We start from the raw sequence: 13,780 nt of genomic DNA, 5'->3' as shown, positions 1-13,780 counted from the left end.
TGCGGTCGCTCCGCTCGCCCGTTGGAGGCGGTGTCATGTGGCGCTGGGTGGGGCCGGACGGGTGGCGACCTCACGTTCCGTGACACCGCGAACAGGCGTCTGACCTGCGACGACGACGCCCACGGGCTGTCGGTGGTGGCCTCTAGCGTGTGAGCCATGACCTCCAGCGCGCCCCCGGAGTGGGCGGTCGGCGATGACGCCGACCTGCCCGCCGGCTGGGACGACGAGGACCCCTTCGACCTCGACATCGACCTCGACGGCGGTGTCGAGGACGCTGAGGACGACGGCGGACGCGATGGTGGTGCGGTCCGCTTCAGCACCGCCTGGTGGACCCGCGCGCTGACCGATGATCCGCTGACCGGGTCGATCGCCGAGAGGCGCCGCATCCGGCCCGCCGTCGCCTCGGCCACCGCCGGACAGCCTGGTGCGGCCCAGCTCGCGGCGTTGGACGCGCTGCTGGCCGCGGTCGGGCACGCCCTGGGCAGCGCCCCCGACACTGCCCCTGACAGTGCTCCCGACAGCGCTCCGGACGGCGCTCCGGACGGCGCTCCGGACGGCGCTCCCGCCACCACCGGTGCCGGCGGGTGCGTGGTGCGGCTGGACCTGTCCAGCAGGGAGTGGTTGGAGGTCACCACCGCCTTGGACCGGTGCACCGCCTTGCTGTTCGCGGCGTCCTTGACCGCGGTGGCCCACCTGGACCGCGCCACGCTCGCCGAGCAGCGCAGCCGGGCGCTGGCCAAGGACTCCCGCCGCGCGGCCTCTGATGAGCTGGCTCCCGCCTTGCGCATCGCGGGCAGGACCGCCACCGAGCTGGTGGGCCTGGCCCGCCAGCTGGAGCAGCTGCCCGCTGCTGAGCAGGCGTTGGCCAGCGGGACGATGAGTCCGGCGCAGTTCCGCGCGTTGGCGCAGATCTGCGCCCGCTTGCCCGAGGGGCTCGCCGGGCAGCACGCGCGCGCCCGGGTCGAAGCTGCGGCGGTGGCAGCGGCGGCGACGCTGAGCCGGGCCCGGTTGGCGGCGCGGTTGGAGGAGGAGGCGCTGGCCGCGGACCCGGGGTACGCCGCGCGGGCGATGGCCGCTGGCATCGGTGAGCGGGATGTGGTGCTGCGCCGTTCCCCGTGGGCGGGGTGCACCCGGGTGGTGGCTGACCTGGAGACCGCCGACGCCACCCGGGTGTGGCAGGTGATCAACCAGATCGCCGCGAACGCCCAGGACGGGGACCCCTACGACACTCACACCGACACCGACACCCAGACAGGTGCCGGCGGAGGTGGTGAGGAGCCGGAGAAGCGCGACCGGGGTCAGCTGCGCTCTGACGTGCTGGTCAGCTTGGTGGTCGGGGACCTCTCGCCCACCCCGCAGGTCATCGCTGAGGCGCTGGGGCAGCCCGTCCCCGACGGTGCCACCGCCCACGCCGAGGACACCGACACCGACGCCGACACCGACACCGACGATGCGACCGCCACGGACGCCGACGACGCCACCGCCACGGACGCCGACGCCGACGCGGACGTCGGTGTCGCCGACGGTGCGGGGGCGGGTGCGGCGGGTGGGCCGGTCAGCGGGCTGGCCCCGGACACCCGCAAGCCGGTGCGTGTGCCCACCCCTGAGCACCGCGCCCGCCTCTCGGAGATCCACATCGTGGTGCTGGCCGACGACCTCGCCGACGACGACCACCTCAACGACGACCCCGACGAGGACCCGGAAGACGGACCGGACGACCCCGAAGAGGGGCCAGGAGGCGGCACCGAAGGCGGACCCATGGACGGCGGCTCCCCGCCACCGCCACCACCACCGCGCCCGCACACCTCGCCACCACCAGCCCCGCCACCACCAGCCCCGCCACCACCAGCCCCGCTGCTGCCTGCCCCGCGACGCGCCCGCGCCGGCGAGCCACCCCCACCTGCCCCCACCACCTCCACGACCCCCACCACCCCGGGAGCCAGCGGCCGACGGCGCGCTGCCCGTGCTGCCCGTGCTGCTGCGCGCCCGCTGGCCGGGCACGGCCCCTTCGGCCACGTCCCCGGCATCGGCCGCCTCGCCCCCCACATCACCCGCGCCGCCATCACCACCGCCCGCTGGCGCCGCCTGCTCACCGACCCCAGCACCGGAGTGCTGCTGCACCGCTCCCGCTGGACCCTGCCCGCCCCCCACACCCAGCACCGCACCACCGCCCAGCACCTGCAGGTGCTCCTGGACCAGCACGCCGCCCCCAACCCCGGCAATCGGAACGAGCCCGCCTGCCGCACCGAGGTCTCCTACCGCCCCTCGGTGCTGCTGGCCGCCCACGTGCGCGCCCGCGACGCAGGGTGCATCTCCCCGGTGTGCCACCACCCCGCCCGCGGCGGGGCCACCCAGCTGGACCACACCACCGCCTGGGGCGCCCCGACGCCCACCCGGGCGCGCGGGGGGCTGACCGAGGCGGGCAACCTGGGGTGCATCTGCCAGCGCTGGCACACCGCCAAGACCCACGGGGGCTGGGACCTGGTGCAGCCCTCCCCGGGGTCCTTCACCTGGACCTCCCCGACCGGGCGGGTCTACCACCGGCACGCCACCCCCGTCCTGCCCGACCTGGAACACCTCATGCGCAAGGACTGACGGCGACGCCCTGCTCCGTCGAGCCTGATAACGGGACCAGGCGTCCAGCCACCGTGGGTCACCACCTCGGGCGCCTCCCGAGCGGATGGCGCACGGCGATGACTTCCGCCTCACGCAGAAGTCCGGCTGGGGGTAGTCCCCACCCGACCCGCCAGGAGGCCGCAGGTGCCGCAGCAGCTCAAGGTCCAGAACTTCTCCGTCTCCGCCGACGGCTACGGCGCAGGGGAGGGCCAGAGCCTGGAGCGACCCTTCGGCCACGCCGACCCCCGGCAGCTGGCCGGGTGGATGTTCGCCACCGCCAGCGCTCCGGGTCGGCACGCGCCCGGTGGCACGCGTGGGCTCGACGACCACCTCGTCCGGGACTTCCACCACGGGATCGGCGCGGAGATCATGGGCGCCCACAAGTTCAGCCCCCACCGCGGCCCGTGGAGCGACCTCGACAGCCAGCGGTGGCGAGGGTGGTGGGGCGATGAGCCGCCCTTCCGCACGCCGGTGTTCGTGATGACCCACCACCTGCGCCCCTCCTTCACGCTGGGCGACACCACGTTCCACTTCACCGACGCCCCGCCCGCCGAGGTCGCCGAGCAGGCGAAGGCCGCTGCGGGCGGCCTCGACGTGCGGCTCGGCGGAGGCGCCCGCAGCATCCGCACCTTCCTCGAGGCCGACCTCGTCGACCAGGTCCACGTCGTCGTCGTCCCCGTCGAGCTGGGGCGCGGCACCCGCCTGTGGAGCTCACCGGAGGAGCTGGACGACCGCTTCCACCACGAGGTGGTGCCCAGCCCCAGCGGCGTGGTGCACCACCTGCTCTGGAGGCGCTGACGTCACCACGGGACCCAGGAGGTCGACGCCGACGAGCGACCTCCCCCGCCCAGCCTCCCGGAGCCCTGCTCCCCCCGGTGAGCCGGTCCGCAGCCGGGACGGCGGGGGTCGCCCGAACAGGTGCCGCCGCGCTGCGCCGGCGCCCGCGCCCGGCCATCGTCTGCGTGCTGACCACCGCACCCGCTCACCCGAGGAGACCCGGTCGTGCCCCTGGACGCCCTCCAGCTGCTGCAGCTCGTGACCGGTGCGCTGCTCGGGCTGTGCGGGGTGCTGCTGGTGCTGGTGCTGGCAGCGCGGCTGCGCACCCGCCCTGCAGCGCCGCCGCCGGGTGAGCGGCGGGACCAGCTCGAAGGGCGGGCCCGGGCGCACGTGCGGCACGGGCAGGGCGGTCATCGCGTGGCCCCCGCCCAGCCGCCCGTGGTCGTCGGCGTGGTGGTCGAGCCGGAGCAGCGCGTCAGCTGAGGGAGCACCGCGCAGCGCCAGGCTCCGCGCAGCGGCGAGGACAGCCCCGCGCTCGCAGTGCGCGCACCGCCGCTGCGGGGCCAGACTGCTGTGCACCCTCCCGGGTACGCCCGCCCCACGCACGGAGGTCGACGTGAGCCACGACGCCCCGCCGGACGACGCCCTCTCCACCGGCGAGCCCGTCCTGCACCGCGGCATCGGTGACCGGTTGAACTGGCTGCGAGCCGGCGTGCTCGGAGCGAACGACGGCATCGTGTCCGTGGCCGGCATCGTCCTCGGCGTCCTGGGCGCGACCTCCGACCGGGGCGTCCTGCTCACCGCGGGCACCGCCGGGCTGGTCGCCGGGGCGCTCTCCATGGCGGTGGGGGAGTACGTCTCGGTCAGCACCCAGAAGGACACCCAGTCCGCTCTCCTCGACCTGGAGCGCCGCGAGCTGGCCGAGACGCCCGAGGCGGAGCTGGCCGAGCTCGCCGCCCTCTACGAGGCCAAGGGCATCCCCGCCGACCTCGCCCACGAGGTGGCGGTGGCGCTGACGGCGAAGGACGCGCTGCGGGCGCACGCGGAGGCCGAGCTCAACCTCGACCCCGACGAGGTGGTCAAGCCCTGGCAGGCCGCCTGGGCCTCCCTGCTGGCCTTCACGGTCGGCGCGCTGCTGCCCCTGCTGGCGGCCCTCCTCCTGCCCGCGCCCGCGCAGGTGGTCGCCACGGTGGTCGCGGTGCTGCTGGCGCTGGTGCTGACCGGCGCCCTCAGCGCGAGGCTGGGAGGTGCGGACCCCCGGCGGGCCGTGCTGCGCACGGTGACGGGGGGCGCGGTGGCCATGGCCGTGACCTACGGCATCGGCTCTCTGGTCGGCACCGCCGTCTGAGCCGGCGGGCAGCCCGCCCCGTGGCGGGGCCGCCCAGCAGCGGTGCGCGGCCGCTCAGCGGGCGGACGAGCGCCCGCGCGTCGTCGCACCGAGCTCGGCTCGCGGCGCCGGCACGGCCGGCACCGGGATGTGCTCGACCGAGAGCCGGTGGCGGAACACCCACAGCGACCACGCCTGGTAGGCGAGGACCAGCGGGAGCAGGGCCGCCGCCACCCACGTCATCACCACGAGCGTGTAGTGCGTGGAGGAGGCGTTGCGGATGGTCAGCGAGTGCGCCGGGTCGGTCGAGCTCGGCATGACGTCGGGGAACAGCGACCCGAAGATGAGGACGACGGCGCTGACCACCACCGCGCACGTGGCGGCGAAGGCGACGCCTTCGCGGCCGCGGGGAACGGCGACGACGACGACCGCCAGCGCGGCGGCCGCCACGCCCACCGCCGCCCACGTCCAGCCCTCCCCGTGCGCGAGCTGCGTCCACAGCGCCCAGGCGCCGGCGACGACGAGCACGGGCACCGACAGCCGCCCGGCCAGGACTCGCGCGCGCTCGCGCACCGGCCCGAGGGTGCGCAGCTGCAGGAAGAGCGCCCCGTGCAGGACGAAGAGGCCCAGCGTGGTCAGCCCGCCCAGCAGCGCGTAGGGGCCCAGCAGCGTGAGCAGCGTGCCCGTGAAACGGTGGTCGGCGTCCAGGGGCACCCCGGCGACGATGTCGCTGAAGGCCACCCCCCACAGCAGGGCGGGCAGGAGGGAGCCCACCACGAGGCAGGCGTCCCAGCGCTGCCGCCAGGCGGGGGAGTCGACCTTGCCGCGGTACTCGAACGCGACGCCGCGCACGATGAGCGCCAGCAGGATGGCCAGCAGCGGCAGGTAGAACCCGCTGAACAGCGTCGCGTACCACTCGGGGAAGGCCGCGAAGGTCGCACCGCCCGCCACGATGAGCCACACCTCGTTGCCGTCCCACACCGGGCCGATGGTGTTGATGACCTGGCGGCGCTCGCGCTCGTCGCGCGCGAGCACGGGGACGAGCACCCCGACGCCGAAGTCGAAGCCCTCCAGCACCAGGTAGCCGGCCCACAGGACGGCGATGAGCAGGAACCAGACCAGCTGCAGGTCCACGGTGGTGCGCCTCTCGTCTCTCGGTCGGTCTGTCGCGGGGGCGTCAGTACGCCACGGGCAGGGGCCGGTCCTGCGCGCCGTCCCCGGGCGCGGGGCCGCCCGCCTCGAGCAGGGCGGCGACCTCCTGCGAGGAGGGAGCGCCGTGGCGCACCGCCCGCCTCATGAGGCCGAACCACACCACGGCCAGCACCCCGTAGACCGCCGTGAGGGCCACCAGGGAGGTGGCCACCTCCCAGGCCGCGACCGGGGAGACGCCCTGCGCGGTGAGCAGGCGCACGTCCGCGGGACCGGTGGGGTTCGGCGCCACGACCCACGGCTGGCGGCCCATCTCGGTGAACACCCAGCCGGTGGCGTTGGCCAGGAACGGCATCGGCAGCGCCACCAGCGCCAGGCGCCCGAACCACGCCTGGGAGGGCGTCCGCCCGCGCCGCAGCAGCCACAGGGCGGCCAGCGCCAGCGCCGCCGAGAAGACCCCGAAGCCGATCATCAGACGGAACGTCCAGTAGGTGACGGGCAGCAGCGGGGTGTAGTTGCCGGGGCCGTACAGCTCGACGTAGCGGGCCTGGACGGCGCGCACGCCCTCCAGCGTCGCGCCGCTGTCCCCGGTGGCCAGCCAGCTGGTGAGCCCGGGGACGGTGAGCTGGCGCACGTCGCAGGCGTTCTGCACGTCCCCGACGGCGACCAGGGAGAACCCGGCCCCGGTCTCGGTGTCGCACAGCGCCTCGGCGGCGGCCATCTTCATGGGCTGCTGGGCGAACATCAGCTTGGCCTGCGCGTCACCGCTGGCGGCGACGCCGACACCGCCGACCAGCAGCGCGACGAGGCCCACGACCAGCGCCGGCCGGAAGGCCGCCGCGTCGGCGCGGCGGGCCGCGGCACCGGAGCGCAGCAGGCGCACGCACCACCAGCCGGAGACGCCCGCCACGAACGTCCCCGCCACGACCACCGCGCCGGTCACCGTGTGGGGGAAGGCCGCCAGCAGCGTCGGGTTGGTGAGCACCGCCCCGATGTCGGTCATCTCCGCGCGGCCGGTCGAGGGGTTGTACGCCACCCCCACCGGGTGCTGCATCCAGGAGTTGGCGGCCAGGATGAAGTACGCCGAGGCGTTGACCGCCACGGCCACCGCCCAGATGCAGCCCAGGTGCACGAGCTTCGGCAGCCGTCCCCACCCGAAGATCCACAGCCCGAGGAACGTGGACTCCACGAAGAACGCCGCCAGCCCCTCGATCGCCAGCGGGGCCCCGAAGACGTCCCCCACGAAGCGGGAGTACTCGCTCCAGGCCATCCCGAACTGGAACTCCTGCACGATGCCGGTCACCACGCCGATGGCGAAGTTGATGAGCAGCAGCTCCCCGAAGAAGCGCGTCATCCGCAGCCAGCGCTCGTCCCCGGTGCGCACCCACGCCGTCTGCATCACCGCGACCAGCGGCGCCAGGCCGATGGTCAGCGGCACGAAGACGAAGTGGTAGACGGTCGTGACGCCGAACTGCCAGCGCGCGAGGTCGAGGGTGTCCACCTCCTCACCGTCGCCGAGGCCCCAGGGGGCGCGGCAGCGGCGAGGGTCCCGACCTCGGCGGGACGGAGGTCCCGCCCCGACGCTGCCGGTCGGCCCGCACCGGCCGCCGGTCGGGGCGGCTCAGGAGGGGCTCAGGAGGGGCTCGGCTCCAGCGGCGCCGTCCACAGCAGCCGCGTGCCGCCCTCGGGACGGCGCCGGACGTGGAAGGCCCCGCCGCGGCGCTCGGCCCGCCGCTCCAGCCCGGCCAGCCCCGAGCGGGCGGCCCCGGCGTCCAGGCCCCCGCCGTCGTCGTCGACCTGCACCACCACCGCGTCCGCGCCCGTGGCCGCGTGCGTGGCGGTGGCGTCCACGGTGACCACCAGGTGCTCGGCCCTGCCGTGCCGCACCGCGTTGCTGGAGGCCTCCCGGACGACGGCGATGACGTCGGTGGCCAGCGTGCCGGTCACCAGCGCGTCGACGGCGCCGGAGGTGCGCACCGACGTGGTGGCGCGCCCGGCCATCTCCTCCACGACGTCGAGCAGCTGGCGGCGCAGGCCGCCGTCGGCGCCGGAGGCCACGTGCAGCCCGAAGATGGTGGTGCGGATGTCGCGCACCACCTCGTCGAGCTGGGAGACCACCCCGCTCAGCCGGGTGCGCACCTCCTCCTCGCGCGGGTCCAGCCGCGCCGTGAGGGCCTGCAGCGACAGCCCGGCGGCGAAGAGCCGCTGGATCACGTGGTCGTGCAGGTCGTGGGCGATGCGGTCCCGGTCCTCCAGCACCGCCAGCCGCTGGGCGTCGGCGTGCAGGGCGGCGTTGGCGACGGCGGTGCCGGCGATCGCCGCCAGCGCCTGCGCGACATCGGAGTCCTCGGCCGTGAAGCGGCCGCCGTCGCGGTCCGGCAGCTTCTCGGTCAGGTAGAGGTTGCCGAAGACCTCCCCGCGCACCACCACCGGCACGCCCAGGAAGGTGCGCATCGGGGGGTGGCCCGGGGGGAAGCCGACGGCCTGCGGGTCGGCGGTGAGGTCGTCGACGCGCAGGGGCCGGGGGTCGGCGATGAGCCGGCCCAGCACCCCCCGCCCCTCGGGCAGGTGGCCCAGGGAGGCGGCCACGGCGGGGTCCATGCCGGTGTGCACGAACCGCTCCAGCCCGCGGCCGTCCGCCGAGATGACGCCGAGGGCGCCGTAGCGGGCCCCCACCAGCTCGGTGGCCGCCTGCAGCAGGCCGTGCAGGACGGCGTCCAGGTCGAGCTCGTTGATGGCGACCACCGCGTCGAGCAGGCGGCGCAGCCGGGCTTCCACACCCACACCCTGCCACCGCCCGCCCCCGGGCGGGCGAGCCCGCCGTCCCGGCGCGGTGGGACCTCAGACCCTGCGGCGCCCCCGCCGGCGCACCTAGCGTGGGGCGCGTGAGCGACTCCCCAGCCGACCCCACGCGCCCCTCCCAGCCCGCGCAGCCGGTGCGGGTCTTCCTGCTCGACGACCACGAGGTGGTGCGCCGCGGCGTCGCGGAGGTGCTCAGCACCGACCCCGGGCTCGTCGTCGTCGGCGAGGCCAGCACCGCCGCCGAGGCGCTGGCCCGGGTGCCGGCGCTGCGCCCCGACGTCGCGGTGCTGGACGTGCGCCTGCCCGACGGCGACGGCGTCAGCGTGTGCCGCGAGCTGCGCTCGCGGGTGCCCGGCCTCAAGGCGCTGATGCTGACCAGCTACAGCGACGACGAGGCGCTCCTGGAGTCGATCCTGGCGGGGGCCTCCGGCTACCTGCTCAAGCAGGTGCTGGGCCACGACCTGGTCACCGCGGTGCACACCGTCGCCGGCGGCGGGTCGCTGCTGGACCCGCGGGCGGCGGCGGTGGTCATGGAGCGGGTGCGCCGGGGCAGCGAGCCCAGCGGCCCGCTGGCCGAGCTGTCCGAGCGCGAGCGCGAGGTGCTGGCCCTCATCGGCGAGGGGCTGACCAACCGCCAGATCGGGGAGCGGCTGCACCTGGCCGAGAAGACCGTGAAGAACTACGTCTCGCACCTGCTGGCCAAGCTCGGGCTGCAGCGCCGCACCCAGGCCGCGGTGCTGGCGTCACGGCTGGGTGGCGGCGGCGCCGGTCGCGGGCTGCGCTGACCCGCTGGTCAGCCGCCGGCCGGAGATGACCTTCACGGCCACCGCGAGGTAGGTCGCCAGCGGCGAGGGCGCCCACGGGGCCAGCCCGCGGGCCCGCAGCTCGGCGGCCAGGTGGGGGTCGGACAGCAGCCGCGCCGGCCCGACCGCCGTGACGGACCAGCCGGTGCGCGTGGCCGGGTCGGCGGAGTCCACCTCGAAGGCGACCACCGCCCCGCGGGCCGCGGCAGCGACCTTCTCCCCGGGGCTCGCCGCCACGACCACGTCCGAGCCGACCACCGCGAAGCCCACCGGCAGGACGGCGGGCAGGACGGCGTCGGTGAAGACCAGCCGTCCCAGCTGCTGGGAGCGCAGCAGCTCCCAGCACTCGTGCTCCTCCAGACGCACGAGGCGGCGGCCGGGCTGGGCGGGCGCCGTGCCCGCCAGCGCGCTCACGACGCGTCCAGGTCGACGTCGACCAGGACGCTGGCGCCCGCCGCCCGGGTCGTGACCCGGTCGGGGCCGGCGGCCTCGCGCAGCGCCTCCAGGACGGCCGACGCGCCGGGCTCGGAGGGGTCCAGCGTGAGCAGGAGGCGCTCGGCCCCGCACAGCTGCGCGGAGCCGAGGTCGTCCAGGGCGGCGGTGGCGGCCGCCGCGGTGCAGCTGCTGAGCGCGCAGCGGGCGGCGCGGGACACGTCCTCGGGCAGCAGCGGAGGGGAGGGGGCAGCGGCTGCGCTGGTCATGACGGCACTGCACCGCACGCAGCCTGCGCGCACCAGGGCCCATGGGCCCTGCGGCGCCAGCAGCTGGTCCCGTCCCGGTCCGGTGCGGCCCTCGGCCCCGTGTGCGGGGGCCCAAGGGCCCTGGCCCGCCGCGTCCCCCCTGCGTGGGATGGGCCCAGGACCCGAGGGGGAGGAGCACCGCGGTGGAGCTGTCCGAGCGCCTGCACGACCGCGTCCAGCTGCTGGTCGCCGAGTACGCCGGGGCCCTGCCACCGGGCAGGGTCATCGCCGTCGCAGTGGCGGCGGCGGCGCAGGCCCGTCGCCCGGGTCCGCCGCCGCTGGGCGGTGGCGCCGCGCTGGACCACTGGGAGGAGAGCGCCCGGCGCCGCCTCAGCGCCGAGGTGGCCGAGGACCTGGCCAGGGTCCGGCGCCAGCAGTCCCGCCAGGGCACCGGCGCCGCCTGATCGGGGCGGGTCAGGCCCGCTCGAGCAGGGCCGCGAGCCGGTCCAGGTCGCCGCGGACGAGCGCCGCGTCGGCCTGGAGCTCCTCCTCGCTGACGCCCGCGCGGCGGAAGAGGGTGAAGACGACCTCGCTGCCGGTGTCGTTGGCGAGCACCCGCAGCGGGTTGTGCACCGCGGTGCCGTCCGGGAGCACGACGTCGTGGTCGAGCACGCCGGCCTCGCGCGGTCCGGTGAACACGACCTCCACGCGGCCCACGGGCGAGTCGGCGAACCACCGCCCGCCCTCCTCGCGCACGCCGGAGGCCAGGCCCGCGGCCCAGCGGGGCAGCTGTGCGGGGTCACCGGCCAGGGCCGCGACGCGCGGCGGAGGCGCCTGGACGGAGCGGCTGACGTGCAGGGCGGGCCACACCATGCGCGCAGGCTAGTCCTGGGCGACTGTCAGGTCGTGCCCGACCGGTCCTGGCGCCACCGGTTACGTTGTGGCTCATGTCATCCGGCCGACGCCCCACGTCCACCGCGTGGTCGCCTCTGCGTCCGGTGGTGCACCCCCGGGCCCTGGCGGAGTCCGAGCGCTCCCGCCGGGTGCGCCCGGGCGGTGGCGCCGAGGCGCACACCGTCGCGCTCGACGACGAGCTGGTGGAGCAGGCCCGCGAGCTGGCCGAGCAGCTGCTGACCACCGTCGAGGACGGCGGCCGGCGCTGGCGGCACACGCAGGCCGTCGCCGCCCGGGCCGGGCAGGCTGCGGGGGCCGTGGCCCCCGAGCAGGACAACCTCCTGCGGGCCGCCGCCTGGCTCCACGACATCGGCTACGCCCCGGCCATCGCCGAGACCGGGTTCCACCCCGTCGACGGAGCCGTGCACCTGCAGCGCCGCCTGTGGCCGCCCGCGGTGGCCGGGCTGGTCGCCCACCACTCGGGCGCCCGCTTCGTGGCGGGCGTGCGCCAGCTGTCGCACCTGCTGGAGCCCTTCGCGAGGCCCGGGTACTGGGCGGGGCCGGTCGCCGAGGCGCTGGCGTGGGCCGACCAGACCACCGCTCCGGACGGGCGCCGCGTGACCGTGCACGAGCGCCTGGCCGAGGTGCTCGAGCGGCACGGTCCCTCCAGCGCTCAGGCCCGCTGCCACGCCCAGCGGGGTCCGGTGCTCATCGCGGCGGTGCGCGCCACCGAGGACAGGCTGCTGCTGGCCCGGGCGGCGCAGGCCCCCCTCGCCTGAGCGTGCGGCGCCGCCGCGCAGCGGCGCACCGGTCGCCCGTACCGGTCGCCCGCACCGGTCGCCCGCACCGGTCGCCCGCACCGGTCGCCCGCACCGGTCGCCCGAGCCTCCACCCGGGTCCTCAGGTTTCCGGTGGGTGAACCTTCAGCCATCTCCCCCACAGCTGTCAGGGGTGGGCCGCACGATGGTGGGGTGGCACCCGCAGGCTCGCCGGTCGAGCGCGCCGACCCCGTTGCCGTCGTCCGCCGCTGGGAGGCCGGCCACGGGCGCCGCCTCGTGGACGCCACCCTCGCCGCCTGGGACGACCTCGACAGCGAGGCGGTGGTCATGGCCCGCGCGGCGTGGGGCGCGCCCGTGCCCGGCGGCACGCGCTTCTGGTCGCGCCGCCGCTACCTGAGCTTCGGCGCGGACGGGGTCCCCGACCGCCTCATCGAGGTGCAGCTGCTCGCGCAGCACCAGCCCGCGGTGCGGGCCCGCCACAGCGACCTGCTGGTGGCGGGGTCGCTGGGCGCGCGCTACTGGATCTACGCCCTCACCGGCACCGCGGGCGGGGAGGTGCTGCTGAGGACCCTGCAGGACCCGGCCGCGTCGGCGTGGGACCCGGCCGGCGCCCCCGGCGGCGCCGTCGACCACGACCCGCTGTGGGTGCTGCCGCTGAGCCGGGTCGCGGTCCGCCCCGTGCTGGTCGGCGCCGCCTGAGGCGGGTGCGGACCCGTCCGGGTGCTGCCCGTGGCGGACGCCCCCGCCGCTGGGGGACAGTGCCCCTGACGTCGAGTCCGTGGCGCTGGAGGAGATGTGACCGGAGCAGGGGCACCGGACCGGGAGCACGGCGGCGCCGGCGGGCGGGCCGGCGGGCGGGCCGTCGGGCGGGCCGTCGGGCGGGTCGGCACGAGCTTCAGCGGCTTCGGGCCCGACCTGGTGGCCCTGTACGAGGGGCTGGCCGCTGACAACGGCCGGGCGTACTGGCAGGCGCACCGGCGGGTGTACGAGGAGCAGGTGCGCGGTCCGCTGGAGGCGCTGGCCGCCGACCTCGCGCCGGTCTTCGGGGAGGTCAAGGTCTTCAGGCCGAACCGGGACGTGAGGTTCAGTCCCGACAAGCGCCCCTACCAGGAGCACGCCGCGATGGTGGTCTCCGCCGCGGCCGGCACCGCGCTGTACTTCCAGGTCAGCGCCGAGGAGCTGCTGGTCGCCGCCGGACTGTACGCGCCCACCCCCGACCAGCTGCAGCGCTTCCGCCGGGCGGTGGACGCCGGGCCGCCTGCCGCCGAGCTCGACCGGGTGGTCGCCGGCGCTGAGCAGGAGGCGGGGCTGCGCCTGTCCGCGGGCGACCCGCTGAAGACGGCGCCGCGGGGCTACCCGCGCGACCACCCGCGCATCGACCTGCTGCGCCTGCGCAGCCTGACGGTCGGGCGCTCGTGGGAGCCGGCGCGGTGGTGGCAGACCAGTGCGGTGCGCGACCGGGTCGTCGCCGCGTGGACGGCCGCGGGGCCGCTGAACGCCTGGTGCGACCGCCACGTCGGCCCGCCCGACCACCCGCGCGAGCGGGCCGCGGACCGCGGCGGCCGCAGGGGGCGGTGAGGCCGCGGTGGCAGCGGGTGACCACCTGCAGCACGTCGAGGTCACCAGCGCCGAGGCGCTGCGGGCCTGGCTGGGCGAGCACCACGCCCAGCGCGAGGGGGTGTGGCTGGTGACGTGGAAGAAGCACGTGGCCGACCGGTACGTGCCCCACGAGGCGGTGCTCGACGAGCTGGTCGCCGTCGGCTGGACCGACGGACCGCGGCGCCGCATCGACGCCGACACCACCCGCCAGCTGGTCAGCCCGCGGCGGACCCCGGTGTGGGCGCGCAGCTACCGGGTGCGCGCCGAGCGGCTCGAGCGCGAGGGCCGGATGCACCCCGCCGGCCGCGCCGCCCGCGAGGCGGCGCGGGCCCGCGGGGCGGGGGGCGCCCGCCC

16 protein-coding genes are annotated in these 13,780 nt (G+C 76.5%); 10 read left to right on the top strand and 6 right to left on the bottom strand.

Annotated elements, in window-relative coordinates:
* The first annotated feature begins 156 nt into the window (after positions 1-156).
* The 4 genes from ACUN9U_RS05775 (at position 157) to ACUN9U_RS05760 (ending at position 4,741) form a co-directional block, all read left to right on the top strand.
* Positions 157-2,595, top strand: coding sequence for a hypothetical protein (locus ACUN9U_RS05775; RefSeq protein ID WP_445483979.1), 2,439 nt, complete (start codon positions 157-159; stop codon positions 2,593-2,595).
* 165 nt (positions 2,596-2,760) lie between these two features.
* The gene (locus ACUN9U_RS05770) at positions 2,761-3,414 is read left to right on the top strand and encodes a dihydrofolate reductase family protein (RefSeq protein WP_445483978.1); all 654 of its coding nucleotides are present in this window, start codon (positions 2,761-2,763) and stop codon (positions 3,412-3,414) included.
* A gap of 204 nt (positions 3,415-3,618) precedes the next feature.
* Entirely contained in the window at positions 3,619-3,876 is a 258-nt protein-coding gene (locus ACUN9U_RS05765) for a hypothetical protein (protein WP_445483977.1), read from the top strand.
* Between the two features lie 133 nt (positions 3,877-4,009).
* Entirely contained in the window at positions 4,010-4,741 is a 732-nt protein-coding gene (locus tag ACUN9U_RS05760; RefSeq protein WP_445483976.1) for a VIT1/CCC1 transporter family protein, read from the top strand.
* A 54-nt stretch (positions 4,742-4,795) separates the two neighbouring features.
* Here the strand turns inward: ACUN9U_RS05760 and cydB are convergent, their stop codons facing one another.
* The 3 genes from cydB to ACUN9U_RS05745 all read right to left on the bottom strand — a co-directional run bounded on the left by cydB (position 4,796) and on the right by ACUN9U_RS05745 (position 8,647).
* A complete protein-coding gene (gene cydB / locus ACUN9U_RS05755) occupies positions 4,796-5,854 on the bottom strand; it encodes a cytochrome d ubiquinol oxidase subunit II (protein ID WP_445483975.1) in 1,059 nt (352 codons plus the stop codon).
* Positions 5,855-5,897: 43 nt separating this feature from the next.
* Positions 5,898-7,370 (bottom strand): cytochrome ubiquinol oxidase subunit I, encoded by a 1,473-nt coding sequence (locus tag ACUN9U_RS05750; RefSeq protein WP_445483974.1) that lies wholly within the window; start codon positions 7,368-7,370, stop codon positions 5,898-5,900.
* Between the two features lie 131 nt (positions 7,371-7,501).
* Entirely contained in the window at positions 7,502-8,647 is a 1,146-nt protein-coding gene (locus tag ACUN9U_RS05745; RefSeq protein WP_445483973.1) for a GAF domain-containing protein, read from the bottom strand.
* A 107-nt stretch (positions 8,648-8,754) separates the two neighbouring features.
* Between ACUN9U_RS05745 and ACUN9U_RS05740 the strand changes: the two genes are divergently transcribed.
* Complete coding sequence (locus ACUN9U_RS05740; RefSeq protein ID WP_445483972.1) at positions 8,755-9,456, top strand: response regulator; 702 nt, start codon at positions 8,755-8,757, stop codon at positions 9,454-9,456.
* Here ACUN9U_RS05740 and ACUN9U_RS05735 read toward each other — a convergent pair.
* Together ACUN9U_RS05735 and ACUN9U_RS05730 are read right to left on the bottom strand one after the other, a co-directional pair.
* Entirely contained in the window at positions 9,415-9,888 is a 474-nt protein-coding gene (locus tag ACUN9U_RS05735; protein WP_445483971.1) for a pyridoxamine 5'-phosphate oxidase family protein, read from the bottom strand. The genes ACUN9U_RS05740 and ACUN9U_RS05735 overlap by 42 nt on opposite strands.
* Positions 9,885-10,175 carry a hypothetical protein gene (locus tag ACUN9U_RS05730; protein WP_445483970.1) on the bottom strand — a complete coding sequence of 97 codons (291 nt, stop codon included), beginning with the start codon at positions 10,173-10,175 and terminating at the stop codon, positions 9,885-9,887. The genes ACUN9U_RS05735 and ACUN9U_RS05730 overlap by 4 nt, the downstream gene beginning before the upstream one ends.
* 182 nt (positions 10,176-10,357) lie before the next feature.
* Here ACUN9U_RS05730 and ACUN9U_RS05725 point away from each other — a divergent pair, with 182 nt between their 5' ends.
* Positions 10,358-10,618 (top strand): hypothetical protein, encoded by a 261-nt coding sequence (locus ACUN9U_RS05725; RefSeq protein WP_445483969.1) that lies wholly within the window; start codon positions 10,358-10,360, stop codon positions 10,616-10,618.
* Between the two features lie 10 nt (positions 10,619-10,628).
* Here the strand turns inward: ACUN9U_RS05725 and ACUN9U_RS05720 are convergent, their stop codons facing one another.
* Positions 10,629-11,027, bottom strand: a complete 399-nt coding sequence (locus ACUN9U_RS05720; protein WP_445483968.1) for an SRPBCC family protein — start codon at positions 11,025-11,027, stop codon at positions 10,629-10,631.
* Positions 11,028-11,152: 125 nt separating this feature from the next.
* Here ACUN9U_RS05720 and ACUN9U_RS05715 point away from each other — a divergent pair, with 125 nt between their 5' ends.
* The 4 genes from ACUN9U_RS05715 to ACUN9U_RS05700 form a co-directional block, all read left to right on the top strand.
* A complete protein-coding gene (locus ACUN9U_RS05715) occupies positions 11,153-11,827 on the top strand; it encodes an HD domain-containing protein (protein WP_445483967.1) in 675 nt (224 codons plus the stop codon).
* Positions 11,828-12,019: 192 nt separating this feature from the next.
* A complete protein-coding gene (locus ACUN9U_RS05710; RefSeq protein ID WP_445483966.1) occupies positions 12,020-12,526 on the top strand; it encodes a hypothetical protein in 507 nt (168 codons plus the stop codon).
* Between the two features lie 96 nt (positions 12,527-12,622).
* On the top strand, positions 12,623-13,405 hold the full coding sequence (locus ACUN9U_RS05705) for a DUF2461 domain-containing protein (RefSeq protein ID WP_445483965.1): 783 nt from the start codon (positions 12,623-12,625) through the stop codon (positions 13,403-13,405).
* Positions 13,406-13,412: 7 nt separating this feature from the next.
* A partial coding sequence (locus ACUN9U_RS05700) for a YdeI/OmpD-associated family protein (RefSeq protein WP_445483964.1) occupies positions 13,413-13,780 on the top strand: 368 nt, incomplete at its 3' end.

The sequence above is a fragment of the Quadrisphaera sp. KR29 genome, assembly GCF_052644995.1.
Note: the sequence above shows the minus strand (reverse complement) of the source record. Positions and strands in the feature narration are given on the sequence as shown.

Bases quoted from the DNA above. Each gene is read 5' to 3' on its own strand.
- ACUN9U_RS05720 (WP_445483968.1), bottom strand. From the start codon at position 11,027: ATGGTGTGGCCCGCCCTGCACGTCAGCCGCTCCGTCCAGGCGCCTCCG.
- ACUN9U_RS05730 (WP_445483970.1), bottom strand. From the start codon at position 10,175: ATGACCAGCGCAGCCGCTGCCCCCTCCCCTCCGCTGCTGCCCGAGGAC.
- ACUN9U_RS05775 (WP_445483979.1), top strand. From the start codon at position 157: ATGACCTCCAGCGCGCCCCCGGAGTGGGCGGTCGGCGATGACGCCGAC.